Below are 26,505 nucleotides of genomic sequence, written 5' to 3' on the forward strand. Positions count from 1 at the left end.
GTAAATTTTAAGATTTCGTATCGGCTTCACAGATGTTTCGTGTGTGGTGTCTGCGTATGGCGAACTGTATTGTGTTCGATATCTTGTGTCGAAAGAGAACTGTGATTTAGAAAAGGATACTAAAAGTCAAACCCTCTAAATCTAGCTAATATTGAAATAGTGATTGTTCATATTTAGTTAATTCTTGCTCTAGTTTATTCTCTATACATGAAACTATTATTAATATTTGTTCGATGAATAAAGTAATTTCCTCTTCTAAATCCTCTGTCGGATAAAACTTCCCAGTTAAAATTTTAGTATTCAGTAAGATATCTTGAGAGCTTATATTTTTCAGATTCTTTTTAACAAAGAAATACAAATCTTGATTGACATTTAAAGATTCTTTAATCATCTCATCATTGAATCGTTCAAAAACATTTCCCTTCGCCTCTAAATGCTCTGATACCCCATAAAGTTTTTCAGTATTCCCATCTTTAGATATCCAATTAATAGCCCCTTTCAACATATTAATTCGGAGTTTATACTCTTCAGTTAACTTTATCATTATATGTATAGATTGGACTTTTTGTGGCTTAGAATCTTCGCTTTCTTTTTCCTTTTGTAGCTCTATTGTACGCTTAACACCTTGCAGAGTAAGGAAACCCGAAATCACTCCACCTCCCAGCCCACCTATAAGGGTAGAGATATTCGTAACAGTCTGCGCTCCATACGTAGTTGCTGCAAATAAAGCACTTCCTATAATACCCCCTCCAATTGTGTACAATACTAAATTAACCTTATCTGCGTTCAATGTTAATCCCTTACTTTTCTTTATTTTTGTTTTTTTAGACCCCTTCTGATTTGTCTTAATTTCCATGATTCTCCCCCGTAGCACTCTTCATTTATTGGATAAATTTTCTTGATATTATTTTATCATATCTTCCAGATACTTTTTATTTAAATATAATATAAATCTTCAGTTAAACGTATTAACATTCAGGGTCTATTCTACGTTGGAGATTAAGTTAAGCCAACAACTTTAAACATTTAGTAGAGCAATAAAAAAACGGCTAGTAAATTCTACTTAGCCGTTGATACCCTTTAATCTTTCTTACATTTTCACTAATAAATCATGTTCCTCACAGAGACTTTTTTGCTTGCATTTTCACTAATAAATCATGTTATAATGTAAACAGATAGTTAACTCCTAAAAAATTGCGACTTTCCCATGTTATCAAAATTCAGATATTTTGTAAACAAAAAACGGAAGGTTTCTGTATAAAAGAGTTAACAATATACGTAAACTAATAAAGACAGAAGTTTCTCAGGCTCCTGTCTTCAATAACCCATCACTATTTGTGGTGAATAGATGGTGTGGTTAAATCATCAATATGTTATTTTTCATTGCGGGAATCATCCTTATCTTTCTCAGGGAATAGGATGATTTTCGCTTTTTTATATAGGTAATTTCCAACTACCGTTCCCACTTTGACCCCAACAACACTAACTAAGCCTTTTGCGAACCCAATCAAAAATACTGTACCTAACATTCCGAACATAATATCACCTCCTCTCCCCAAAATGGAAAGAGAGATGAACAACCACAAAATCTACAATAGTGTGCTAGAGTTACTTTTTGATACCAATTCATATTATGTAAATTCTTGGTGTTTTCAATATATATTGTATTACGTTTCAAAATAAGACACAAGATATATGTATAAGTTCTTTCTTTTTTTAACTTTTACTTTTCGACACAGCAGTCGATTTTTTTTCAATACAATGGCTATGAAACAACATTCTAAAACACATATCAATAAAGCACTTGTCAAAAAAAGTTGTTTATAAAATTAACCTTATTTTTAAAAAAAATTAACAATATTTTTGTCATAAAACGGTAAATGATTGAGGAAGATACCTCTCCAATACTATTAATCAACCATTGAGAAAATTAATGACATACTAAGGAAAAGAAGCTCATAAGGGTATATCCACAAACAGTAAATACCTTCTTTTAATAAATGCTCAACTGTTTATTTTATAGCACCTATCGTAACTCTTCCTAACAAACTTTTACCAATCCTATTTTTCTACTTTAATAATTACCGTACCAGCCACCCCTCTTTTTAATTTCACCATTTTTCAACTATCCTAAAATCCCCTTTCTTTAGCTATAGTAAAATTTTACCCTACACCTTTATATGTTCCAGATAACTCAAATTTTGATACATTAGTTTTCATTTTTGATAAAAATACTCTTAGATTTCGGCTGTAATTCATTTTAATAGCAACCTCTTTATACGTCCTCCTCTTCTTTCCTCTTACGTAGAAACTCGCCCACCCTAGCAGTAGTAATCGATGCGACCACAGCCAATCCAAATAATACCGCCAATCCTCCTATAACAACATTCCCTATTATCTTCGTAACTATCAAAAGTATGAACGCAACCATTAACAGAATTGCGGAAGGTTTACGACCCTTTTTTAATTTAATTTTTATCCTCATGCAATATCCTCCATTTTAATACCTCTTATATGTAGTTTTTTCTTAAACCATCTCAATGCACTTCTCGCAGACTCAAACGATCCCCCCGTATTCCTTGATAACGTCCGCGCAATCTCATATTCCGTAACCTCGTCGTAATTCTCCACTGTATGTATCATCGCATCCAATATAACTACATCTATTTCCTTCACACATATATTTTCATATAACCTTGCGTAAGTATCTTTGTAGATATCTTCGCTAGTCATTACGTTACAGATCGCTTCTTCTTCCGTAGTACCCGTACAGTCCTCTAGCATTTCAAGTGCGTGAATATCACCTATAAGTGTTAGTGATTTGCGTTTATGTCCTCTTTCTCCGCAATACTTACGTAACCCTCTATAGATAAAGTATTTAACTCTCTTATCAAAATCACCCTTTTTTATATCAAACGTTCTAATCGCATATCTTATTCTACGAAAACAATCGTCTATAAAATGTACTTCGTTATTTATATAATGCCAGTTCTCATTGGCTAGGCGTTCTATTAACGGTATGTAATGCGCTTCAATTTTCTCAACATACTTATTATTATCACACATTTCCACTTCTTTTTTCGCTAATATCGCTATTCTGTTTAATGTTGCACCTATGGTTTCACCCTTACTGGCATATCGTTTTATAGTAAGCCTACTTTCCATGATACGTAAGTCCTCCCCCTTCTCATATATCCCATTTCAAATCTCTCTATATAGTTCTTAATTTATATTTAGCTTAAATCCTATTTTCCTCTATCTCAGCCATTGGTAGGTATCTATATTTTCCTCTATCCATGGTTAGTGGTAGTAATTTCTTTTAAATCTCTTAAAATCTCTTGACCTTGAGGTTCTTCGGTTTTTATCATGCCACAGCGAAGTTAGGAAAACGGCTGGCAGACAGATTTATCCCCTAGATTTCGAAGTTAAAGTAACTAAGAAAGCTAGAGAGATAAGCGACTTTACGGTTAATGCCATGCCTTGCTTCGTCAGTGTTCCGTATGTATAGACCCTATTCACTCAGCAACTCTCGTTACACACACCCTTTAACGTAGGCTTGTCCGTGTAATATCGTCCCTACACGACAAACTGAATGCGCTCCCTAGCACCGTAATGCTAACGATAACCTCCGAACCTTTCAGACTATAACGTCTAGGCAAGTTCTCACCTTCCCGCATCATACGAATAGGAATACAATGCAGGGCGCTATCTTTGTAAGAACCTTCGAGGACTCTCCGCACGACCGATAGCAAGCCAATCAGTTTTTTACGTGGTTTACAGGCAGTTCCACGTTCGGAAATCCTGTAACTCAGCACCTAAAAATGGCATCACTTAAGAAGCCTTGCATTCCTCGAATTTTTTCGATAAAATGAAGGTACTAAATAGACAAGATTGTCCGCTATTTAATTGTTGTTGAATGACAAGATTGTCCGTTTTTTAGTTTTAAGTCGATTATTTTGGGTCACGGACTGCGCCAACAGTCTACCCTACGAGGAGCATCCGCCAAGATGCTCTTTTTTATTTACAAGAAATTCCTTAAACTTTCCGCTACTTCGTTTTTATCTAAATGCAGATAACGTGTTGTAACTGCTATATCGCTATGACCTAACGCTTTAGATATCAACGCAACATTCGCGCCTTTCTTCAGAAGATTCTTTGCAAACCCTCTACGTATAGCATGCGGATTAATATTTTTAAGCCCGTACTCTTTAGCGTGTTTAGTCATTCGCTTTGATATAATATTGTTTGTCGGACTAGTTAAGACACTTCCGCCACTCTTCGTAATAAAGAGATAATCATTTTTTACGTTATATTCTCTTCGAATGATTTCGTTTTGCTTCATAAGTACGTCTAGCAATCGAGAGAGAACGTCATCAAACGGTAGATATATCGATTCATGATTCTTAATAATACCGCCATCAATACGTAGTACCTTCGTATCTAAATCGACGTGTTTTTGTTCTAATTGCGCCAATGTGCCGACCCGTATTCCCGTCTGATACATAAGGAGAATCGCAGTAGCGTCTCGTAAATCTAAGAATTGTGTTAAATCGAGTACCGATAACAAGATATTAATTTCGCGGTCTGTCGCACCTTCTTTAACAGGCGTATCTACCTTTATCTTCACATTGCGCCAAAAGTTAATGTCAATCCATCCGTTATCGTGGCAACGTCCTAGAAACGCCTTCAAGCACTTTAAACGAGTTAATTTCGTTTGATTACTAACGTTCATAGACGATAACCACTCGTAAATATGATTAACGTTCAATTCTTCTAAGTATTGCGTATCCGTTATCTTCGCAAAGTGATTAACGTGTATACGGTAGTCATTTATCGTACGCTCACGTAAGCCTGTCGCCTTCATTTGACGTACAACTATTTCGAGCGCTTTGTCGATTGTTAAATTAAACGTATAACGACGACCCTCTGCGGTCTCTTTCTTCCGCTGATCGCTTTTCAATCTATCGCTAAACACGTCCGTTAAGTCTTCACTAATCGTTAAAGAATCGCGTCTTTTAGACATAAAAAAATAAGCCCCCTAACTCGTTAGCGACCGCACATTGTACGATTCAACTGACGAATTAGAAGGCTTATATATTGCGGGTTTTACGTTACCGCAAAGGTTTTGTTAGCGTCCCAGGAGAGATTCGAACTCCCGACCGACGGCTTAGAAGGCCGTTGCTCTATCCTGCTGAGCTACTGGGACATGGAGCGGGTGAAGAGAATCGAACTCTCGACCAGAGCTTGGAAGGCTCTTGTTTTACCACTAAACTACACCCGCATATGTTATTTTATTTTCTTCGTTAGCGCTGTTGCCCTATCGACAATATTTATTATATGTATAACCATACATAAAGTCAACACCTTTTTTAAAAGAGGATAATTTTTCTTATCCTCTTTTAAAAACTGCTTGTTCAACTAGCTGTCCGTCTAATGTTTCAAAACGAACTTCCATTTGATTTTCATCCATTTCTAATAAAGCAAATGTCTTTTCTACACGCTGACGCGGCAATAAAATGCTGCCTGGATTAATAAATAAAACGCCGTCGATTAATTCTGCACCTAATACGTGAGAGTGTCCGAAGCACGCAACTTGCGCCCCTACCTCTTCTGCATGGTACGCTAATGTTTGCAATGTCATTTTCACATTATGACGATGTCCGTGCACAACTACAAAACGAATGCCCTCTACATCAGTTACAATTTCATCTTGAAAGTTAGCATTATCACAATTCCCTTTTACAACATGGAAACCTTGCAGCTCTTCATGAGCAGGCGTTAACTCCGAATCACCGCAATGAATCATGATATCTACTTTCCCTTCATATTTCTCTTTTAACTGCTGTAATTCCTTCACAGAGCTATGACTATCGCTTACGATTAAAGCTTTCATCAATCTCTCTCCCTTATTCTCCTAAAAACCATTCCGGGATTTTTTCTTCTAATTTACGAAGAGCACGTCCACGGTGGCTAATGGCATTCTTCTCATCTGAACTTAGTTCCGCCATCGCTTTTTTATATTCTTCCACATAAAAAATCGGATCATATCCAAAACCGTTTTCCCCGCGGCGCTGTTCTAAAATATACCCTTCGCACGTCCCGTTTACAATGACAGGCTTTTTATCACCTTCAGGGAAAGCTACCGCTAATGCACAGTAGAAGCGAGCTTTACGCTTATCAAACGGTATTTCATTTAATTCTTGTAAAACTTTATCAATATTCGCTTGATCATCTTTTGGCTCTCCAGCAAAACGAGCTGAATACACGCCTGGCTTTCCATTTAAAGCATCCACAATAAGACCTGAATCATCCGCAATTACGATTGCATTCAGTTGTTTACTCAGACTATCCGCTTTTAAAATCGCATTTTCTTCAAATGTTTCACCAGTTTCTTCGACTTCTTCAATATGAGGAAAATCGTGTAATGATTTTACTTCTAAATCAAATCGCTCAAATAACTCAGCAAATTCACGTACTTTCCCCATATTTTTTGTCGCTACAACAACTTGTTTCATACTTTCCACCTCTACTCTATATGAGATACGATGTCGCCTAACGCTTCTTTTTGCATGTCAATCAGTTGGAAAATACCTTGTTCCGCAGCATCAAGTAATTCATTTAACTGCGCTCTGCTAAACGTCGCTTCTTCTCCAGTTCCTTGTACTTCAACAAACTGACCTTTTCCAGTCATAATTACGTTCATATCAACGTCTGCTTTAGAATCTTCTGCATAGTTTAAATCTAAAACAACACCTTGTTCTTCAACAATTCCTACTGACGTTGCTGCTAAATAATCTTTTACTGGAATTTTAGATACTTTTTCTGCTTGTAATAACTTCTCAAATGCTAATACCATTGCTACATATGCACCTGTAATAGAAGCTGTTCTCGTTCCACCATCCGCTTGAATAACATCACAATCAATCCAAACCGTTCTCTCACCAAGTGCTTCTAAGTCAACTACCGCACGTAATGCTCGTCCAATTAAACGTTGGATTTCCATTGTACGTCCTGTTACTTTCCCTTTACTTGACTCCCTAATTGTACGTTGTTCTGTCGCACGTGGAATCATCGCATATTCAGCTGTTACCCAACCCTTTCCTTCTCCACGCATAAAAGGTGGGACACGCTCTTCAATTGTCGCTGAGCAAATTACCTTTGTATCCCCAACCTCAATTAATACTGATCCTTCTGGATGTTTTAAATAATTCGTATGAATATGTATATGGCGTAATTCTGTTTTCTCTCTACCATCTACTCGCATAAAAATAACCTCCTCATAACTACTTGTTAGTATAGCCAAATTTAAATGTATGATATGTATACAATAAAAGAAGGGGAACCCAAAAAGCAATTCCCCTTTCTTACTTAAGTATATCAAATTATTGGCGATTAAAAACTACCTGTATTCACGTTTTCTGGACGATCTACAGGTTTTATTAACTTTCCACCCTTTTCATCTATAAGATTTGCTTTGCCATTTACTTCAATAGAAACACTTTTCACGCCTTTCTTTTCTGTTAAAGATAAAACTAATGACTTCAATACGTAATTTGAAATCATATTTTTATCTGGGTTTATAAATATATTTTCATTAAAGTTTAATGTAAGATTTCCATCTTGTAATTTCGGATTCGTAATCAGCTTAACTCCTGGATTGAAATCGTTCAGAAGAGATTGATGAATCGGCCCTTTTACAAGTTCATCTACAATTGCTGCATAATCACTTTCTTTTCCTTCTACAACGCGGCGTGTTACTGGTACGTAGTATTGCTGTTTATTATTATTTTGCGCCATAAAATAAAGTGTTACTGGTTTTGTGTTTGTTACATCCGCTACTTGCTCATCATCGAAGTTAATACCGTTAGCACGGCTCACCCCTTCACCAAGCGGTGTACCACCAACAGGCATCTTCGCCAATTTCTCACCATTTATTTGGAACTGCACTTGTTTTACTTCTTTAAATTGCGTCAATGTCCACGCTATTGACTCAACGATTTGACGCTCTTCTTCTTTTGCATAGTTTTTCATTTCTTTAGAAAAATCAATGACTGCCGTCCCATCTTTTTTCAAATCTAGGGTCATCGATGTATTCGCTGGAATGACTGCGCGGAACCCATTCGGTAATAAATTCGTTACCGGCCCATCTTTCACAAGGTACTCTAACGTTTGCTGAATAACCTCATTTGCTTTTGGAGTAGGTATAGCTAACGTTTGTGGTACAACATAGCCATTTTTATCAACAAGGTATAGTTCTCTATTCACCATTTGTCCTTGCTTATCTTTCTTAGCTACTTCTTTCTTTCCACCCTCTGTATACGTAACTTGTTTTGGCGGATCAATTTGTTCCGTTGCTTTCTCCTGATTTATAAAGCCACACCCTGTTAGTAAAACAGCACTCACAGTAGCACCAACAACCCATTTAAAAGTGGATTTAGGCATGCCATTCCCCCCTAAAATCTAAGTTTGTACTATTATGTATACGAGCTGTTTCATGTTTTAGAACAAGCTGTGCTTCTTACAAACAAAAAACTCCTGATTTATCAGGAGTTCACTTATATGAATACTACTATTATTCTTTTTCTAAATGAATATGTTTCACATTTTCAATCGGTTGACCGAACCATTTTGATGCAATTTCTTTAAATAGACCTATTTTTCCTGTTGTTAAGAAGAGATGATCACTTTGTTCCTCTCCCTCATTCAACATTTTACTATGGTATAAAATCGTACTTACTTCACGCGCTGTTTCATCACCTGAACTAATGAGTTGTACTTTATCTCCCATTACTTTTTTAATAACAGGACCTAAAATCGGATAATGTGTACAACCTAAAATAAGTGTATCAATATCAGTATTTTTCAGCGGTTGCAACGTTTCTCTTACAACTTCATATGCCATTTCACTTTCAAAATTGCCACTCTCTACAAGCTCAACGAAAGGCGGACATGCTAAACTTTCTACCATAACACGGTTATTAATAGACTTTAACGCTTCCTCGTATGCACCACTTTTCACCGTTCCAATTGTTCCAATAATCCCAACATGATACGTATTTGTCACTTTTAAAGCTGTACGTGATCCTGGGTGAATAACTCCTACCACTGGAATTGGTAATTGTTTCTGCATCTCTTCTAATACAACCGCAGTTGCTGTATTACACGCAATAACTAACATTTTGATATTTAAATCTAGTAAATGCTCCGTCATTTCCCACGTAAATTGACGCACTTCTTCTCGAGAACGCGGACCATAAGGGCAACGTGCTGTATCCCCTAAATATATAATGCGCTCTTTCGGCAACTGACGAATTAATTCCTTCGCTACTGTTAAGCCACCAACTCCTGAATCGATAACACCGATTGCTCTATTCAACTTCATCACCCGTTTTCTCATTCATCATCTTATTTTATCATTATATTTTACACACTTTAAGTTCGCTCACTTAAACTGCTTCTGTATGAAAATTTTCATTTGTACCTGTATAGACTAGGACTTTTTTATTTTGCTCCTTTTTTTCATAATTTGCAAGACAGAAAAATAACCGACCTTCTATATGAAAGTCGGTTTCTTCTATATAAAGCACGTATTTATTGCTCCATCTTTTTTTGGAAAGAAGACATTCCAATTAATAAGAAGAAATGAGCAGAAATTAAAGCGAGCACTTTTTCTATAATTTATTTATAGCTCTTCTTATAGCTTTCCCTATTTCCATACTAGACTGCGGATTTTGCCCTGTAATTAAACGCCCATCTACTACGACATGCGGCGTGAAATTTGGAGCCACATAAAACAAAGCCTCTTCTTCTTTCAATTTACTTTCTAATAAAAACGGCACTCGCTTTTCTAAATGTACAGCTTTTTCCTCATCATTCGTATAACCTGTTATACGCTTACCGGTAACAAAAAACGAGCCATCTTTATTTTTCACACCGACTAAAGAACTTACTCCGTGACACACAGCCGCTACAATCCTGTTATTGTTGTACATATTCACAATTAAATTTGCAACATATGAATTACCTGGAAAATCTACAATCGCCCCGTGCCCACCACCAAACAAAACCGCATCATAATCTGAAAAATGAACCGTTGAGATCGGCTTCGTATTTTGCAATAAAGAAGCAACATACTTAAATTCACGAGGTATCCCGTTCGGAATAGACACTCTATCAATAGGTACTCTACCACCCTGTATCGACACAATATCAACATCAAACTTAGCCTTTTTAAATACACGATAAGGAGCTGCAAGCTCTTCCAACCACAAACCAGTCGGGTGTCCATTCATATCATGAGCGCTTGTTGAAACTAACAATATCCTTTTCAACATATCCCCTCCTTACTACCTATTTATGTATGGAGTGTTCTTATCATTCATACAGTAAGCGGAAAAAACGAGAACAATAAGCTGACCTTTTTTATAAAAGTCGGCTTGTTGTTCTCGTTTGAATTCTTTCGTACAAAGATGTTTACAACCTGATAACTTTATCTCCAGCGCCACGCAATCGTGTTATCCTCCATACGAATAGCAGGTATATCAATCCCTAAATGCCGCTGATTGTCCTCATCAAAAATAGACCAATTTTCTTCATATAAAAATTCAGGGTCTATGCTTTCAAAATCAAATACACTATCTTCATCTACCATCTCACGAAAATATTTTTGGAACGGTTTACTATTCTCGTATAGACGAATTGTTCCATACATCCATGGCATGTCTCCAAAAACATCTTTAATTTCACCTATCTCCATATCCTTAAAATACAACTTCATACTTGCACCTTCTTATTTGTGAATGACAAAGATACCTACCCTAAATACCTCGTCATATTCTAAAGTAGTTATTTTTTAGCGTTTCTTTCTTAAACATATCTTCCCTCTCAAAGTCTGAGATACCTTTTTTAAGTTCAAAATATAAACAGAAAAATAGCCGACTCTTTATATAAGTCGGCTTTCTTTTTATAGTTCGAGCTCTCCCATACGAAGAAGCTCAACAACTGCTTGTGAACGTCCTTTAACCCCTAGCTTTTGCATTGCGTTTGAGATGTGGTTGCGAACTGTCTTTTCACTTATAAAAAGTTCACCTGCAATTTCCTTCGTTGTTTTATCTTGAACCAGTAATTCAAATACTTCTCTCTCTCTCTTTGTGAGTAAAGGTTTAGATTGATACGCTTTTTCCTTCAACTGGTATAACCCTCCTTGCTTAAGCCAGAGCTGTGTATGTGTAAGTTGGGTGTTTATTTAGTCAAGATATTGTATGAACGAAATGTGCGGGTGGTGAATGAAAATGGGCTTTATTTCACATGTTATTTTAGACTTTTATACAGTGCAGACACTCCTTGTATCCACTCACTTTTCAGTACGCCCTATTTGTTCTAGTAAAATGCTAACAACGGTACCTACAAACAAACCATTTCCAAATATATATTGCATAACAGACGGTAATGATTGGAGTGCTCCAGACGGTAAAAACATAACACCGCTGCCAAATAATACTGCAATACCTAAAATTGTTACATTCCTTTCATTAAGCTCCACTTGTTTTATATTATTGAATCCAATTCCAATTAGCTGTACGAACGAAGCCATTAAAACGGCAGATGCGACAGCAGATGGTAAAGATGCTAAGTAGCGAATAATACTCGGAAACAGCGACATTACGACTAATAACATACAAGCTAGTAAGAACGATCGTATATACTTTTGTTTCGTTAAACGTATAAATCCTGCCGTTGCTGGTAACGGCACGACACCTACAGTTGAAAATACAGAAGAAATGATATGTGAAATCCCTCCAACCCACGTACCATCCTTCAACTGTTTCTGCTCAATAGTCCCTTTTTGAATAGTAGCTTGATTAATTGCTATAATCGCCGCCACTGTATTTGAAACTAAAATACATACCATAACGAAACTCGATACAGCCATACCTGTATTCCACTTTGGAATTCCCCAAGCAAATATTTGCGGAAGTTGCACAAAATGAGTTACTTGAGATGGAATCGTCACTTTTCCTACAATGAGAAAAAGAATCCATCCACTAATTAATCCTATTAAAACTGCATAACTTTTGACAAAACCTTTTCCGAAGTTAGATAGTATAATAACGAAAAGAAATATGCTAAACGCAATTATCGCTGTAAATCCATCAATTTGAGAAACAGTAGCAGTAATTCCTAGCATTCCTTTTAAAAATACACCGCTTAATTGTAAACATAATAAAAGTAAAAACGTCCCTGTCACAAGCGGTGTAAATAAAAATAAAATGCGCCCGATAAAACCAGTTACCCCTAATCCTATTAAAATAACACCGGAAATTATCATTCCTAATTCTAAAATTTGCAACGTACTATGTAATTGATTTTGTCCGACTGTTGCATAAGCAAGTACAGTAAACACGCCAACCCAAGATCCAGCTGGTCCATCCGCAATTGGTAGTCTATGTCCAAGCCACCCTTGTAAAAAAGAAGATATACCAACTACAAAAAATGTACGCTGCATTAAATAAAATATTTCTTCCGTCGTAAGATGAAATAATCCGCCAACGACAATTGGTAGTGCAATTGAATTCGCTAATAAAAATATAAACCATTGCAAGGTTCCCATAATATGATTTTGGTTATGTTGATTGTCCAAGTTTTTCATCCCTTCTAGGTTCCTATAAAAAATATATTGTTAGAATAAAAAAAGAAGGATTCTATACTCACCATCAGAACCCTCCTCAAAACTTGTAAACGATTCTTTTACAAAAGATTATTTAATTTAACCTCACTTAAACTTCCAACAACAATATTTCCTTTATACACGACTAAACGCTTCTCTGTTTGACGCGCTACTGCTTCAGCGACGCATGTTGCATTCGTCAAAACAAAACTCGCTTCATCTCCTACATTCGGCCATGTTCGCTTCCCTTCATTGTTTAACGTTTCTTTTCCTCCCGTAATAAAGCGAAGGGCTTTTCCTAAAGACCTTTCGTCACTCCAGCCGAAACGTTCCGCTAATCGATTTGCCTTTTGCAGCATATCCCCCGTTCCAAACGGTGACCAATGATCAGTAATACTATCATTTCCTAACGAGACTTTCACACCTTTTTTATCTAACAGCGGAATTGGGATTACTTGTTTCCCAATTGGAACGGTTGAAGTAATATCAATGTTTAAAGTAGCTAGTCTTTCCGCCACTTCTTCAGCTTCTTTATCTGTAACACCACCCAGTCCAAGCGCATGACTAATTGTTACGCGACCTTGCCAACCCGCTTCCTCTGTTAAACTTGCCAACCTCTTCATCGTAAAAGTTCCAAGATTATTCGCATCATGCAGATGAATATCAACATCCGCATTAAATTCTACTGCGATATCCATAATGGTATGTAATGATTTTTCAATATCATTATCCACTGTAGCTGGGTCCACACCACCAACTAGATGCGCGCCCATCCGCATCGCATCTTTCACGAGTTGCACAGAATTACTGCGTAATAATCCATGTTGCGGAAAAGCAACGATTCTACCAGAAACCTGATTTTTATATGTTTCCAAAGCCGCTAACGTCGCCTCTAAATTACCAAGTCCAATAATTGGATCAACATTACAATGCGTTCTTATATTCGTTGCACCATTTTGAAGCAATAACGCTAGCATATTTTCCGCCCTATCTTGAGCTGTTGCTAATTGCTTCGGTAAAATTTCCTTTTCTTCATGAAAACGTGTAAAAATGCTTTCTGCTGGCATACAAGCTTTCCAAGGACCACTATAATACGTCTTATCAATGTGAATATGCATCTCTTCGAAAGCAGGCAAAATCAATAAACGATTAGCATCAAGAATTAGTACCCCTTCCTCTTGAACAGCCCCTGCTATCATTTTTTTAATTCTTCCATCTTCAATGAGTAAACTACATATCTCTGTTTCTGTTTTGGAAATTCTCCCCTCTTCATATGTATAGCCTGATTCAAGCATTACATTAGTCAACCAATATGCTGTCATCTCTACTTCCTCCACCCTTTATTAAAAGTTACTTCTTACTATAAGTTTAATATCCACTGAAAATTAAGACAATTAATACGACTGTTCTCTAAAAAAATGTCATAGAACTTCATAGTCTTCTCATAAATTTCCATATAGAATAGAAGTATATAGCTTGTCATAAAAAGGAGTGGATTGGAAGATGTCAAAAAGGTTATATAAATCCGAAACTGATAAAATGCTATTTGGTATATGTGGTGGTTTAGGAGAATATTTTGATATTAGCTCTACTCTCATTCGCATACTTTGGGTCATTGCTGTTTTATGTTTTGGGACTGGTTTTTTAGTTTATTTCATTTGTTTATTACTTATGCCACGTTCGTACTAGTGGCATCCTGCATATACTTAGTCGAAATATAAAAAATCACCTATAGAATTCTATAGGTGATTTTTTATGAAGAATATTTCATCGTTAAATGCAATACTGCAACTTCATCTTCTTCATTCTTATAACTATGTTTCTTATTCGCTTCAAATTGAATAGAATCAAACTCATTCAATTCGTATACATCGTTTTCCACTTGAATCGATACTTTTCCCTTCATGACCGTTACAAGCTCAATAGCACCTTCATGATGAGCTTCTGGTTCATATATACTATTCGATCTTAAACAAGCACGGTGCATTTCCATTCCCGTTTCTTTCGTATAGCGGAACATCGTTTCTAAGTGCCACGCTTGTCCTACATCTACTGCAAATCCTTCTCCGCAGCGCGCAACAGCTACTGGTTCTCCAACAACCATCAATCTCGATAAAGGAATCGATAATCCTTTCGTTATTTTCCAAATGACAGCTAACGTCGGATTCGTTTCGCCTCTTTCAATCTTTCCTAATGTTAATTTACTAACTCCTGTTTTTTGAGCTAATTCTTCTAAACTTAATTTTTGTTCATTTCGAATTTGTCTTAATAGCTGACCTACTTGCTGAATGACTTCTTTCGTTTGCATATCTTCATGTTCTTTCATCTATAAAACCACCTTAAAGTATAAAATAGTTTACTTTTGCGTTTTTAAAGTATATTATACTATACATAATCATCGAATTCCGAAAGGAGTGCTATACTTTATGCGCGCAATTTTATTAGGCCTTTTATCATCAGCCTTTTTTTCCGCAACCTTTATTATTAATCGAGCGATGAATGTATCTGGAACGAGTTGGGCTTGGACAGCTTCCTTCCGTTTTTTATTTGCTCTCCCTATTTTATTCCTTATCGTTTTATTTCGCAAAAACTTAAGGGGTTTATGGGAAGAATTAAAGAAACATCCATTAGCATGGATTGGATGGGGTTCCGTTGCTGGTATTGGTTTCTATTCTTTATTAAGTTTTGCAGCTGTTTTTTCTCCAGCTTGGCTCGTTGCTGGAACTTGGCAAGTTACGATATTAGCAGGTTTACTTTTATCACCATTATTCTTCATTAAAATAGAAACGAAATCAGGCACAAAACTTGTACGTGGAAAAATTCCACTTCGTAGTTTATATGTCGCATTATTTATTTTACTTGGTGTAATTTGTATGCAAGCAACTGCAGCAGGTCATATTACACTAACTCAGTTCATTTCAGGATTTTTACCTGTCGTGTTAGCCGCTTTCTTATATCCATTCGGCAATCGTAAAATGATGGAGCTTGTCGGCGGACGTCTCGATACGTTCCAACGTGTATTAGGAATGGCAATCGGCAGTCTTCCTATAACAATTTTGCTTGGCATATACGGATTTTCTACTACTGGTATTCCAACATCAAGTCAAATGTTGCAAGGGTTTTTGTTAGCATTATGTTCTGGCGTAATTGCAACGATGACATTTTTCTTTGCTACTGACTTAGCAAAAGATAATCTCGCTCTACTTGGAGCTGTTGAAGCAACACAAGCCGGAACGATGGTCTTTACCGTGCTTGGCGAAATTATTTTCTTAAATGGTTCATTCCCTGGTGGTCTTTCCCTACTTGGAATGATTATTATTATGTTAGGAATGGTTGCAAATAGCATTTTAAACCGTTCTGTTCCAATCGTTAAACAGAAAAAAACAGCGTAAAAAAGAGTATGGTTCTTGAACAAAGAACCATACTCTTTTTTTATTGTCCCCCTATTTCGCCTTATCAGAATAGTATTTTATTAGCTGTTTATACTAAAACCTATGTTATAATACGTTTCATGTGCAATAATAGGAGGTAAATTATGTTAAAAAAAGCAATCGCTGAATTTATTGGTACATTTGTACTTGTATTATTCGGAACTGGAGTAGCTGTCATTGGCGGCGGAATTGAAGGAATTGGAACATTAGGAATCGCTATGGCTTTCGGTCTATCTATTGTGGCTATGGCATATAGTATCGGAACAATTTCTGGATGTCACATCAACCCAGCAGTATCAGTAGCTATGTTCATCAACAAAAGAATGAATGCTATGGAACTTTGTTATTATGTATTAGCTCAAATTTTAGGTGGTTTATTAGGAACTGCAACATTGGTGACAATTTTACAATCTGCTAAAACACCTTTAGATAATTTAGGACAAAATGGTTTTGGAACTCTTGGTTTATCTGGAGCATTTCTAGTTGAATTTATTTTAACTTTCGTATTTGTATTAGTTATCGTTGCTGTAACAGGTAAAAAAGGAAGTTCTTCACTAGCAGGATTAGTAATTGGTTTCACATTAGTTTTAGTTCACTTATTAGGTATTCCGTTAACTGGAACTTCTGTTAACCCAGCTCGTAGTATCGCACCAGCTTTATTTGCTGGCGGAGAAGCACTTTCTCAACTATGGGTGTTCATCGTTGCACCAATTCTTGGTGGTATCGTAGCAGCTATCGTAGGTAAATTTATTTTAAATACTGAAAAATAGAATTTTCAATATTTCTGAATAAAAAAAGGCGAGCCCTCATTATGAGGTTGCTCGCTTTTTTACTCTTTCATTTTAGACTTTAAGTTTGTAACTAATTGATCTACCGTTACATTTGCAAGTACGTTTTCCATCGCTTCTTGCGCTTGCATTAAAATAATTTCTAATACTGATTGAATATTAGCTCCTACTGGACATTCAATGTTGGGATTTTCATGGAAGGAAAATAGCTGTCCTTCTTCTACAACTTCCACTGCTTTATATACATCAAGTAATGTAATTTCTTCTAAATCACGAGCAAGTGTCGTACCACCTTTACCAGCTTGTACATCAACAAGTCCTGCTCTCTTCAACATTCCTGTAATGCGACGAATCACAACCGGATTTGTATTCACACTACCAGCAATCCATTCAGAGGTACAGCGAGAGTTTCGATCAATCGCAAGTAACGTCAACATATGAACACCTACTGTAAAACGACTACTAATCCCCATCTGCACACCCTCCTTTGTATTCATTCTATTAAAAGACGACTCTTATTATTATATACTATTTTTAATTTATACATAAAGAAAAAGCATGATTTCAATAGGAAATCATGCTTTTTCTCATTATTGACGCTTTATAAATTTCGCTAAATCTTTAAATTTCACTTTGTCTGAGTAATTCATTACACCGTTTACGTAAATGCGGCTTGCAAGCATATTGACGATAACAATAGTCACCAATAAAATCACTAACGTCACACCAACTTCTACAACGCCTGCCTCACCAGCTACAAGCCTTGAAAAAGTGACCATAGGTGTAAAGAATGGAATGTATGAACTAACTATAGCTAATGTACTATTTGGATCAAATAATGATTTAAGACTAATAAAAAATGCTGCCATACCTAGCATTGTAATTGGGAATGAAAGAGATTGCACATCTTCAATTTTTGATACAACAGCACCAACTGCTGCATATAGCATCGCATATAGTAAATAGCCCGTAACAAAATATACAAAGAACATACTAATTACTACTGCATCCAATTTAGAAAAATCTAGTGTGAGCCCCATTAAAGATGCGTTATCTAAATCTACCCACCCTAATAAATACGGTACAAGAAAACCGAAGGAAGCAGTAATAAGTAATAGTAGAGCACTAGAAACAATTGCTAAAATTTTGGCATGTAGCATTGTTAATGGCTTTACTTTCGGAAGCATTAACTCCATAACACGGGATGATTTTTCAGACGCTACCGCAGTTCCAATTGCAGCACCAAAGATAATAATAAACATATATAAAGCAAACGAGAAAACATAACCAATTCCAAAGGAAGATGCACGATCTTTTACTGCCTCTTGCTTTAACGGAATTTCCATTTGTAACTGTTTTGCTACCTCAGCAGATACATTATTTTTTTCAATCATTACCGCTGTATACTGTTCCTTTAAATAACTTGCCATAAGTGTAGCCGTTGATTGGCTCGGAAAACCACTATACATATACGTCACTTCTGGAATACCATTCTTTTCTGTAATACGGAATAAACCGTCTAAATCCCCATCTTCCACTTGCTTACGTAACTCATTAAATTTCTCCTTACTTTCTACAGTTACTTTAGCAGACGGCAGTAGCTTTGTTACATCACTTTCTTGCACTTTATAAGTATCACTTTCAGTTACTACAGCAATTTTATCTTTTCCTTTATCTTTATCAGCAGTGAAATGATTAAATGCAAAAAGCCCAAACACAACTAAAAATAAAATCGCACTTGTAATTAATGATTTTTTAGATAAAAACGCTTCCCTGAAATAAAATGAAAATACGTGAGAAAATTTACGCATCGTTATTTCGCCCTCTCTACAAAGATTTCGTTTAACGTCGGCTCTAACATTTTAAATTGTCGCAAGGTAACACCTTGTTCTTGCAACTGTTGTAAAATCTTTAGAGCTTCTGCATCATCTTGTACTCGCACATAAAGAAGGCCTTGTTGTTTTTCATACGACACATGAATAGCCGCTAATCCCTTCTCATTCTCTTCTGTATCTTCAATCGTTAAATTGCGGAAACCGTATTCTTTTTTAATATCACTTAACTGGCCTTTTACGACTGCTTCGCCTTTTTTCAAAATACATACATGTTGGCAAAAAGCCTCTACTTGTTCCATACGATGACTTGATAAAATAATCGTCTTTCCGCTCTGTACTTGTTCTTCAATAATGCTAGCTAACATTCCAGCATTCACTGGATCCAGTCCGCTAAATGGTTCATCTAAAATGAGAAGTTCAGGATTATGAAGAAGAGCAGCAATTAATTGGATTTTTTGCTGATTTCCTTTCGAAAGCTCTCCTGCCGTTTTAAATTTATATTCCGGTATCGCTAATCGCTCTAACCAGTGATCGATAGCAAGATCTACTTCTTTCTTTGTCATTCCTTCTAATCTACCAAAATATCGTAACTGGTCTATTACTCTACTTTTTGTATATAAACCTCTTTCTTCTGGTAAATATCCAATCGTTACCCCACTAGTCCCAAATGATTTTCCATCCCATGTAATAGAGCCTTCATTAGGCGTTAATAATCCGAGAAGCATTTTGATTGTCGTTGTTTTCCCTGCACCATTTCGTCCAAGTAATCCTAGTACTTCACCTTTTGGTAACGAAATTTGCAAGCCGTTAACTGCTTTTGATTCCCCAAATAGTTTCGTTAAGTTTTGAATTTGTAAACTCAAAGTATAAAGCCCCCCCTTTAGTATCATTCATACTCTCTTTCAAAGACTATGTTTATGCAGGATAAAATATAGCACTACGCTTTATCCCCTTAATCCATCATTTGTTCTATTTAGTTAAAATTGTAAATAATATCACATCGTTTGTCAATTATAATTGTCATTACGACAATTATAATTGACAAAATAATTCCCATCATTTTTTCTCATCTTTCTAATATAGGACATACTACTATATATACAAAAGACAATATGCAAATGTTCATACAAAAATTATTATTTTTCGATATATAATATTAACTGATTTTCTAACATCAAGGAGGATACATATGAAGATGAAGAGGGGCATTACCACTTTATTATCTGTAGCGGTTCTATCTACATCGCTTGTAGCATGTTCAGGAACACAAGAGAAAGCAGTGGCGAAAGAAGAGAAAATAAAATTAACAGAACAGCAACTAATGGCTGATTTATGGTATCAAACAGCTGGTGAAACGAAAGCACTTTATTACCAAGGGTACAATATCGGTCAATTGAAGCTTGATGCAACTCTTGCAAAAGGGACAGAGAAAAAGCCTGCTATCGTACTTGATTTAGATGAAACTGTTTTAGATAATAGTCCTCATCAAGCAATGAGCGTAAAGACAGGAAAAGGCTATCCGTATAAATGGGATGACTGGATTAATAAGGCTGAAGCTGAGGCTCTTCCAGGCGCAATTGATTTCTTAAAATATACCGAGTCTAAAGGTGTAGATATTTACTACATCTCAAATCGTAAAATGAACCAACTAGATGCAACAATTAAAAATCTTGAGCGTGTAGGCGCACCTCAAGCAACGAAAGAACATATATTACTACAAGATCCGAAAGAAAAAGGAAAAGAAAAACGCCGTGAACTCGTTTCTCAAACACATGATATCGTCTTATTCTTCGGTGATAACTTATCTGATTTCACTGGTTTTGACGGAAAGTCTGTAAAAGATCGAAATCAAGCAGTAGCGGATTCAAAAGCACAATTTGGTGAGAAATTTATTATTTTCCCGAATCCAATGTATGGCGATTGGGAAGGTGCTTTATATGATTATGATTTCAAAAAGTCAGATGCAGAAAAAGATAAAATCCGCCATGACAACTTAAAATCATTTGATGCAAAATAAAGAGGATGGCATACACCATCCTCTTTATTGCATATTTCTCGTTAAAGGTAAAATAAACACTTCTACTCGTCTATTTTTCGCCTTTCCTTCTTGCGTATCATTTGGAGCAATTGAGCGGTATTCCCCGTAACCAATTGCACTAAATTTTTCTGGTTGTAATTCTTTATTTTGTAGTAATACTTGCATAAAATTAACTGCCCGCTGCGTACTTAATTCCCAGTTCGATGCAAACTGCGCATTGGCAATAGGGACATTATCTGTATGGCCAGATACTGTAATTTCACGAGGTGATGCTGAAACAAGTAAGCTAGACATCTCTTTTGCAATCCCTAGTGATTCTAACTTCACATCTGCTTTCCCCGAATCAAACAGCACATTCTCTAATATTGTCACCATTAATCCCTTTTCAGTTAATTTAGTTTGAAAAGAAGAGGATAATTGTTTCTCATTAATATATTGATCAATCTTTTTTTGTAATGCTTTCAATTCATCCATTTCTTTTTTTTCTTTTTCTCTAGCTTCTTCTTGTTTTTTTATTTGTTCTGCCTCAAGGCTACTTGCTGATAATTCCTTTTCATCATTTGGCTTCTGATCACTTAAAAATTCTTTGTTGCCTGTTCCACCGGCTAATTCACTTCGAAAAGCAACTGCCATCTGTTTAAACTTCGCAGCATCTATACTACTCATTGCGAATAAAACGATGAACAATGCAAATAACAACGTTAACATATCAGAATATGGGATTAACCAAGTTTCGTCGATATGCTCATCATGCTTTTTCTTTTTACTTCTTCTATTTTTTTTACTCCGCATTTTTTTCTGCCCCTTTTTCAAGCTTTTTACGCTCAGTTGCAGAAAGTGCACCTAAAATACGGTTCTTCATAATAAACGGATATGTACCTTCTTGTAACATTAATAGACAATCAATAATTAAACGTTTTTTCTCTAATTCAGCTGCAGATTTTTGCTTTAATTTATTAGCAAATGGATGCCATAATATATAACCTGAGAAAATACCAAAAATCGTTGCAATAAACGCACCTGAAATAGCGTGTCCTAACTTTTCAATATCAGTTAAATTGCCAAGTGCAGCTACAAGACCAATAACAGCACCTAAAACCCCTAATGTCGGTGCATATGTACCAGCTTGAGAAAAAATTGCAGCTCCTTTTGCATGCCTTTCTTCAATTGCTTCTAATTCAGCTTCTAAAATTTGTTCTAAATCTTCTGCAGATACGCCATCAATCACAAATTTCATACCACGCAAAAGAAATTCATCTTGAATTTTGTCTAATTGTTGCTCTAAAGACAGAATACCGTATTTTCTACTTTCAGATGTCCAATGAACAAACAATTCTAGCAACTGTTCATAACTTAAATCTTTTTTATTAGAACCAAAAAGAACTTTAAATAATTTTGGAATCTTCTTTAATTGATTCATTGGAAATGCTATACATACTGCAGCAAATGTACCAACGAAAATAATTAATGCTGCGGCAGGATTAACTAAGGCCATTATGTCAGCGCCCTTGACGACCATCCCTACTACTACCGCTACTACTCCTAAAATAATTCCAATAAGTGTTGCAAAATCCATTCCCATTCACTCCTAGTCTATACAAGAAGTTCTTTATTCTCGATAATCGCTACATCTTCTTATGTATATATATTACATAAAAAATGAATTTCATGAAAGACAAGAAATGAATTATATAAAAAAATACTACAATTTCACACATTTTCTGACATTTTCTTTGCATTTCTATTACGTTACGACTCTTATATTTCTTTTTCAGTAAACTAGACTTATAATAAAAAACAATACACATTTTATTAAGAAAGGACTGTGATTACAAGGCATCATGAAAAAGATAATTATTATTTCTGCCACTACTATTGTAATCGGTATCACTTCTTTCGCTTACTTTAGTTCTAAATCACCACTACAAAATAATGCGAAAGCTGTCGAAAGTCAACAGCATAGTAACCACCAAAAAGAAGAGATTCCCGCTTTTCCAAAAGCTGATCATAATGCAAAGAAGCTAGACAATGATTTTTCCGTTGTAACAAATCTAGAGTCTAATCTTGTATTAGTAAATAAACATCGAAAACTACCAGACGGATACATACCTGGAGACTTAACAAGACCAAACGTACCATTTACTAGCCCAAAAGATAAAGAAAAAACATTGCTGCGCAAAGATGCTGCAAATGCGCTTGAAAATATGTTTGAAGCGGCAAAGAAAGAAGGGCTTGAACTTACAGCTGTATCTGGTTATCGTTCATACAAACGCCAAAAATCATTACATGATACATACGTTAGACGTCAAGGGAAAACTGAAGCTGATTCAGTAAGTGCCATTCCTGGTACGAGTGAACATCAAACTGGTTTAGCAATGGACATTAGTTCAAAATCTGCTAAATTCCAATTAGAGCCTATTTTTGGAGAGACAGCCGAAGGAAAATGGGTTGCAAAACATGCTCATGAATTTGGTTTTGTCATTCGTTATTTAGAAGATAAAACCGAAACAACAGAATATTCATATGAACCGTGGCATTTACGCTACGTTGGAAATCCATACGCTACATACATATATAAACATCATTTAACGTTAGAAGAAGCGATGGAAGACAAAAAATAAGAGAGCAAATTGCTCTCTTATTTTCTTTCACTCTATCATTGTAGTAGTTTTTTCTTCCACTCTTCAGGCCACGGTTCGCCTCTACCCGTTTTTTTCGATGCTTGAACCATCATTCCACGACCAACTAAGCAAACTTCTCCTGCTGCGTTCTTCACCATATAATGCAAATCTAAAGAAGAATTCCCAACCGATTCCGCTTTTACATACACCTTTAACTGTTCATCAAAATAAATTTGCTTAATGAAATTACATTGTAAATCTGCAACAACAATCATCGTTTCTGAAGATTCATGCGTCCATTCTTGCATAAATCCAAGTTCTTTAAACAATGCAATACGTGCTTCTTCAAAGTAGGTAAAGGCAACGACATTATTTACATGCCCAAACATATCTACTTCGCCAAAACGTACTTTTACAGGGTTGTAAAATGAAAAACCACTTTCCCATTGCCCAAAGTCTTCAATATAAGAAATCTTCTTCATTGTTCCCTCTCCTTTTCGCTCTTTTAATATACAGAATAAACAGAAAAATAAAGTTATAAATATTGCCTCTTCATGTTGAAGAGGCAATATTTATTAATAGTTATTGTCGCTACCAAAGAAATCTTTGAACGATTGAATTGTTGTGTCACGGTTTAATGCCGCAATTGAAGTTGTTAATGGAATACCCTTTGGACATGATTGCACACAGTTTTGAGAGTTACCACAGTTTGCAAGCCCTCCATCACCCATAATTGCACGTAAGCGATCTGCTTTATGCATTTCACCCGTTGGATGTGAGTTGAATAAACGAGCTTGTGATAACGGTGCTGGCCCAATAAAGTCAGATTTGCTGTTTACGTTTGGACATGATTCTAAGCAAACACCACATGTCATACATTTTGAAAGCTCATAAGCCCATTGACGTTTCTTCTCTGGCATTCTTGGTCCTGGTCCTAAGTCATACGTACCATCAATTGGAATCCACGCTTTAACACGTTTTAGAGCATTAAACATGCGACTACGGTCAACTTGTAAGTCACGAACAACCGGGAATGTCTTCATCGGCTTTAAGCGAATTGGTTGTTCTAATTGATCGATAAGCGCTGTACATGATTGACGTGGTTTTCCATTAATCACCATCGAACATGCACCACATACTTCTTCTAAGCAGTTCATATCCCATGCAATCGGAGTTGTTTTGTTTCCTTTTGCATCAACAGGATTACGACGGATTTCCATAAGCGCCGAAATAATATTCATATTCGGACGATATGGAATTTCAAACTCTTGGTCAAACGCTTGCGCGTCTGGCCCGTCTTGTCTCGTAATGATGAGGCGGATTGTTTTCTCAGACATGTTGTTTATCCCCCTTCTCTTCACTCTTAGCAGCTACATCATGTTTTGAAGAATAATCACGTTTACGTGGTTTAATTAATGAAATATCCACGTCTTCGTAATGGAATGCTGGTGCATTTCCTTCTCCTTCAAATTTTGCCATCGTAGTTTTTAAGAAGTTTGCATCATCACGATTTGGGAATTCAGGTTTGTAATGTGCCCCACGGCTCTCATTACGGTTATATGCGCCAATTGTAATAACACGTGCTAACTCAAACATATTTGCAAGTTGGCGTGTAAATGAAGCACCTTGGTTACTCCATCTCGCTGTATCGTTAATGTTAATACGTTTATAACGAGCCATTAACTCTTCAATTTTTGCATCTGTTTCTAATAACTTTTTATTTTCACGAACTACTGTAACGTTATCTGTCATCCATTCTCCAAGCTCTTTATGAAGAACATACGCATTTTCGTTACCATCGAGCATTAAAATATTGTTAAATTTCTCTGTTTCGATCAATTCATTTTGTTCATACACAGTAGATGAAACAGCATCTGATGATTTAGTAAGACCTTTCATATATTCAATTGCATTTGGTCCTGCTACCATACCACCGTAAATTGCTGATAATAGTGAGTTCGCACCAAGACGGTTACCACCGTGCATAGAATAATCACACTCACCTGCTGCAAATAAACCTGGAATATTTGTCATCTGCTTATAATCAACCCATAGTCCACCCATTGAATAGTGAACAGCTGGGAAGATTTTCATTGGTAGTTTACGAGGATCATCACCTGTAAATTTCTCATAGATTTCAATAATTCCACCAAGTTTAATATCTAGTTCTTTCGGATCTTTATGAGAAAGATCTAAGTAAACCATATTTTCACCGTTAATACCTAGCTTTTGCTCTACGCAAACATCAAAGATTTCACGCGTTGCGATATCACGAGGTACAAGGTTTCCGTAAGCCGGATATTTTTCTTCTAAGAAGTACCATGGTTTACCATCTTTATATGTCCAAACACGTCCACCTTCACCACGTGCAGATTCACTCATAAGACGTAATTTATCGTCTCCAGGAATTGCTGTTGGGTGAATTTGAATGAACTCACCGTTTGCATAATATGCACCTTGTTGATATACAGCAGAAGCTGCTGTACCTGTATTAATAATAGAGTTAGTTGATTTTCCGAAGATGATACCAGGGCCCCCTGTTGCCATAATCACGGCATCAGCTCCGAAACTTTTAATCTCCATTGTTTGTAAGTCTTGTGCAACGATTCCTCGGCACACACCTTCGTCATCAACAACAGCTCGTAAGAAATCCCAACCTTCATATTTCGTTACAAGTCCTGCTACTTCGTGACGACGTACTTGCTCATCTAATGCGTATAGTAATTGCTGTCCAGTTGTTGCACCAGCAAATGCTGTACGGTGATGTTGCGTTCCACCAAAACGACGGAAATCAAGAAGTCCTTCTTCCGTACGGTTGAACATAACACCCATACGGTCCATTAAGTGAATGATACCAGGTGCTGCTTCGCACATTGCTTTAACCGGTGGTTGGTTCGCTAAGAAGTCCCCACCATAAATTGTATCGTCAAAGTGGATCCATGGAGAATCCCCTTCACCTTTTGTATTTACGGCACCGTTAATTCCACCTTGGGCACATACAGAATGCGAACGTTTTACTGGTACTAAAGAGAACAGTTCAACATTTACTCCTGCTTCCGCCGCTTTAATCGTTGCCATTAAGCCAGCCAAGCCACCGCCGACTACTATAAGTTTCCCTTTCATGC

The 26,505-nt window shown here is 36.3% G+C and carries 29 protein-coding genes and 2 tRNA genes; 5 read left to right on the forward strand and 26 right to left on the reverse strand.

The window, feature by feature from the left end; genetic code table 11:
* Nucleotides 1–145 precede the first annotated feature (145 nt).
* The 17 genes from ACZ76X_RS25470 to ACZ76X_RS25550 all read right to left on the reverse strand — a co-directional run bounded on the left by ACZ76X_RS25470 (nt 146) and on the right by ACZ76X_RS25550 (nt 13,989).
* Nucleotides 146–856, reverse strand: coding sequence for a hypothetical protein (locus tag ACZ76X_RS25470; protein ID WP_479852072.1), 711 nt, complete (start codon nt 854–856; stop codon nt 146–148).
* 517 nt (nt 857–1,373) lie between these two features.
* Nucleotides 1,374–1,538, reverse strand: coding sequence for a hypothetical protein (locus ACZ76X_RS25475; protein WP_180232761.1), 165 nt, complete (start codon nt 1,536–1,538; stop codon nt 1,374–1,376).
* A gap of 737 nt (nt 1,539–2,275) precedes the next feature.
* Nucleotides 2,276–2,485 carry a hypothetical protein gene (locus ACZ76X_RS25480; protein WP_479852073.1) on the reverse strand — a complete coding sequence of 70 codons (210 nt, stop codon included), beginning with the start codon at nt 2,483–2,485 and terminating at the stop codon, nt 2,276–2,278.
* Nucleotides 2,482–3,165 carry a hypothetical protein gene (locus ACZ76X_RS25485; RefSeq protein ID WP_479852074.1) on the reverse strand — a complete coding sequence of 228 codons (684 nt, stop codon included), beginning with the start codon at nt 3,163–3,165 and terminating at the stop codon, nt 2,482–2,484. Before ACZ76X_RS25485 ends, ACZ76X_RS25480 begins: the two co-directional genes overlap by 4 nt.
* A gap of 856 nt (nt 3,166–4,021) precedes the next feature.
* Nucleotides 4,022–5,023, reverse strand: a complete 1,002-nt coding sequence (locus tag ACZ76X_RS25490; RefSeq protein WP_479852075.1) for a tyrosine-type recombinase/integrase — start codon at nt 5,021–5,023, stop codon at nt 4,022–4,024.
* 109 nt (nt 5,024–5,132) lie between these two features.
* Nucleotides 5,133–5,206 (reverse strand) — tRNA-Arg (locus ACZ76X_RS25495).
* A 1-nt stretch (nt 5,207) separates the two neighbouring features.
* Nucleotides 5,208–5,281 (reverse strand) — tRNA-Gly (locus ACZ76X_RS25500).
* Between the two features lie 108 nt (nt 5,282–5,389).
* Nucleotides 5,390–5,893, reverse strand: a complete 504-nt coding sequence (locus tag ACZ76X_RS25505; protein WP_479852076.1) for a metallophosphoesterase — start codon at nt 5,891–5,893, stop codon at nt 5,390–5,392.
* Nucleotides 5,894–5,906: 13 nt separating this feature from the next.
* Nucleotides 5,907–6,515 carry an XTP/dITP diphosphatase gene (locus ACZ76X_RS25510; protein ID WP_000815929.1) on the reverse strand — a complete coding sequence of 203 codons (609 nt, stop codon included), beginning with the start codon at nt 6,513–6,515 and terminating at the stop codon, nt 5,907–5,909.
* 11 nt (nt 6,516–6,526) lie between these two features.
* The gene (rph, locus tag ACZ76X_RS25515; RefSeq protein ID WP_001261765.1) at nt 6,527–7,264 is read right to left on the reverse strand and encodes a ribonuclease PH; all 738 of its coding nucleotides are present in this window, start codon (nt 7,262–7,264) and stop codon (nt 6,527–6,529) included.
* A 128-nt stretch (nt 7,265–7,392) separates the two neighbouring features.
* Nucleotides 7,393–8,442, reverse strand: a complete 1,050-nt coding sequence (gerM, locus tag ACZ76X_RS25520; RefSeq protein WP_479852077.1) for a spore germination protein GerM — start codon at nt 8,440–8,442, stop codon at nt 7,393–7,395.
* Nucleotides 8,443–8,572: 130 nt separating this feature from the next.
* Entirely contained in the window at nt 8,573–9,382 is an 810-nt protein-coding gene (racE, locus tag ACZ76X_RS25525; protein WP_000774000.1) for a glutamate racemase, read from the reverse strand.
* A 289-nt stretch (nt 9,383–9,671) separates the two neighbouring features.
* Nucleotides 9,672–10,334: a type 1 glutamine amidotransferase domain-containing protein gene (locus ACZ76X_RS25530; RefSeq protein ID WP_479852078.1), complete on the reverse strand. Its 663-nt coding sequence runs from the start codon at nt 10,332–10,334 to the stop codon at nt 9,672–9,674.
* A gap of 155 nt (nt 10,335–10,489) precedes the next feature.
* Complete coding sequence (locus ACZ76X_RS25535; protein WP_479852079.1) at nt 10,490–10,777, reverse strand: hypothetical protein; 288 nt, start codon at nt 10,775–10,777, stop codon at nt 10,490–10,492.
* Nucleotides 10,778–10,963: 186 nt separating this feature from the next.
* Nucleotides 10,964–11,188: a spore germination transcription factor GerE gene (gerE, locus tag ACZ76X_RS25540; RefSeq protein WP_000659484.1), complete on the reverse strand. Its 225-nt coding sequence runs from the start codon at nt 11,186–11,188 to the stop codon at nt 10,964–10,966.
* A 165-nt stretch (nt 11,189–11,353) separates the two neighbouring features.
* Nucleotides 11,354–12,649 (reverse strand): purine/pyrimidine permease, encoded by a 1,296-nt coding sequence (locus ACZ76X_RS25545; RefSeq protein ID WP_479852080.1) that lies wholly within the window; start codon nt 12,647–12,649, stop codon nt 11,354–11,356.
* 98 nt (nt 12,650–12,747) lie between these two features.
* On the reverse strand, nt 12,748–13,989 hold the full coding sequence (locus ACZ76X_RS25550) for an amidohydrolase family protein (protein WP_479852081.1): 1,242 nt from the start codon (nt 13,987–13,989) through the stop codon (nt 12,748–12,750).
* A 181-nt stretch (nt 13,990–14,170) separates the two neighbouring features.
* On the opposite strand from ACZ76X_RS25550, the gene ACZ76X_RS25555 reads away from it, so the two are divergent.
* Nucleotides 14,171–14,356, forward strand: a complete 186-nt coding sequence (locus tag ACZ76X_RS25555) for a PspC domain-containing protein (RefSeq protein WP_000044433.1) — start codon at nt 14,171–14,173, stop codon at nt 14,354–14,356.
* 64 nt (nt 14,357–14,420) lie between these two features.
* On the opposite strand, the gene ACZ76X_RS25560 is transcribed toward ACZ76X_RS25555, so the two are convergent.
* Nucleotides 14,421–14,993: a helix-turn-helix domain-containing protein gene (locus ACZ76X_RS25560; protein ID WP_048531501.1), complete on the reverse strand. Its 573-nt coding sequence runs from the start codon at nt 14,991–14,993 to the stop codon at nt 14,421–14,423.
* A 100-nt stretch (nt 14,994–15,093) separates the two neighbouring features.
* Here ACZ76X_RS25560 and ACZ76X_RS25565 point away from each other — a divergent pair, with 100 nt between their 5' ends.
* Together ACZ76X_RS25565 and ACZ76X_RS25570 are read left to right on the forward strand one after the other, a co-directional pair.
* The gene (locus ACZ76X_RS25565; RefSeq protein ID WP_479852082.1) at nt 15,094–16,059 is read left to right on the forward strand and encodes a DMT family transporter; all 966 of its coding nucleotides are present in this window, start codon (nt 15,094–15,096) and stop codon (nt 16,057–16,059) included.
* Nucleotides 16,060–16,202: 143 nt separating this feature from the next.
* Nucleotides 16,203–16,868, forward strand: a complete 666-nt coding sequence (locus ACZ76X_RS25570; protein ID WP_000913203.1) for an MIP/aquaporin family protein — start codon at nt 16,203–16,205, stop codon at nt 16,866–16,868.
* Nucleotides 16,869–16,927: 59 nt separating this feature from the next.
* Here the strand turns inward: ACZ76X_RS25570 and ACZ76X_RS25575 are convergent, their stop codons facing one another.
* The 3 genes from ACZ76X_RS25575 to ACZ76X_RS25585 form a co-directional block, all read right to left on the reverse strand.
* Nucleotides 16,928–17,359 (reverse strand): Rrf2 family transcriptional regulator, encoded by a 432-nt coding sequence (locus tag ACZ76X_RS25575; protein WP_000512998.1) that lies wholly within the window; start codon nt 17,357–17,359, stop codon nt 16,928–16,930.
* Nucleotides 17,360–17,476: 117 nt separating this feature from the next.
* Complete coding sequence (locus ACZ76X_RS25580; protein WP_479852083.1) at nt 17,477–18,697, reverse strand: ABC transporter permease; 1,221 nt, start codon at nt 18,695–18,697, stop codon at nt 17,477–17,479.
* 2 nt (nt 18,698–18,699) lie between these two features.
* Nucleotides 18,700–19,584 carry an ABC transporter ATP-binding protein gene (locus tag ACZ76X_RS25585; protein ID WP_479852084.1) on the reverse strand — a complete coding sequence of 295 codons (885 nt, stop codon included), beginning with the start codon at nt 19,582–19,584 and terminating at the stop codon, nt 18,700–18,702.
* Between the two features lie 326 nt (nt 19,585–19,910).
* On the opposite strand from ACZ76X_RS25585, the gene ACZ76X_RS25590 reads away from it, so the two are divergent.
* Complete coding sequence (locus ACZ76X_RS25590) at nt 19,911–20,738, forward strand: 5'-nucleotidase, lipoprotein e(P4) family (RefSeq protein ID WP_479852085.1); 828 nt, start codon at nt 19,911–19,913, stop codon at nt 20,736–20,738.
* A 24-nt stretch (nt 20,739–20,762) separates the two neighbouring features.
* On the opposite strand, the gene motB is transcribed toward ACZ76X_RS25590, so the two are convergent.
* Nucleotides 20,763–21,551 carry a flagellar motor protein MotB gene (gene motB / locus ACZ76X_RS25595; RefSeq protein ID WP_479852086.1) on the reverse strand — a complete coding sequence of 263 codons (789 nt, stop codon included), beginning with the start codon at nt 21,549–21,551 and terminating at the stop codon, nt 20,763–20,765.
* Complete coding sequence (gene motA / locus ACZ76X_RS25600) at nt 21,541–22,335, reverse strand: flagellar motor stator protein MotA (protein WP_098254145.1); 795 nt, start codon at nt 22,333–22,335, stop codon at nt 21,541–21,543. The genes motB and motA overlap by 11 nt, the downstream gene beginning before the upstream one ends.
* Before the next feature lie 265 nt (nt 22,336–22,600).
* Between motA and ACZ76X_RS25605 the strand changes: the two genes are divergently transcribed.
* A complete protein-coding gene (locus tag ACZ76X_RS25605) occupies nt 22,601–23,380 on the forward strand; it encodes a M15 family metallopeptidase (RefSeq protein ID WP_479852087.1) in 780 nt (259 codons plus the stop codon).
* 35 nt (nt 23,381–23,415) lie between these two features.
* On the opposite strand, the gene ACZ76X_RS25610 is transcribed toward ACZ76X_RS25605, so the two are convergent.
* The 3 genes from ACZ76X_RS25610 to sdhA all read right to left on the reverse strand — a co-directional run bounded on the left by ACZ76X_RS25610 (nt 23,416) and on the right by sdhA (nt 26,503).
* Nucleotides 23,416–23,862, reverse strand: coding sequence for an acyl-CoA thioesterase (locus tag ACZ76X_RS25610; protein ID WP_479852088.1), 447 nt, complete (start codon nt 23,860–23,862; stop codon nt 23,416–23,418).
* A 93-nt stretch (nt 23,863–23,955) separates the two neighbouring features.
* Nucleotides 23,956–24,717 (reverse strand): succinate dehydrogenase iron-sulfur subunit, encoded by a 762-nt coding sequence (gene sdhB / locus ACZ76X_RS25615; RefSeq protein WP_001291825.1) that lies wholly within the window; start codon nt 24,715–24,717, stop codon nt 23,956–23,958.
* Nucleotides 24,710–26,503, reverse strand: a complete 1,794-nt coding sequence (sdhA, locus tag ACZ76X_RS25620) for a succinate dehydrogenase flavoprotein subunit (RefSeq protein ID WP_479852089.1) — start codon at nt 26,501–26,503, stop codon at nt 24,710–24,712. Before sdhA ends, sdhB begins: the two co-directional genes overlap by 8 nt.
* Nucleotides 26,504–26,505: the final 2 nt, after the last annotated feature.

This window comes from Bacillus sp. BC05(2025), assembly GCF_056725905.1.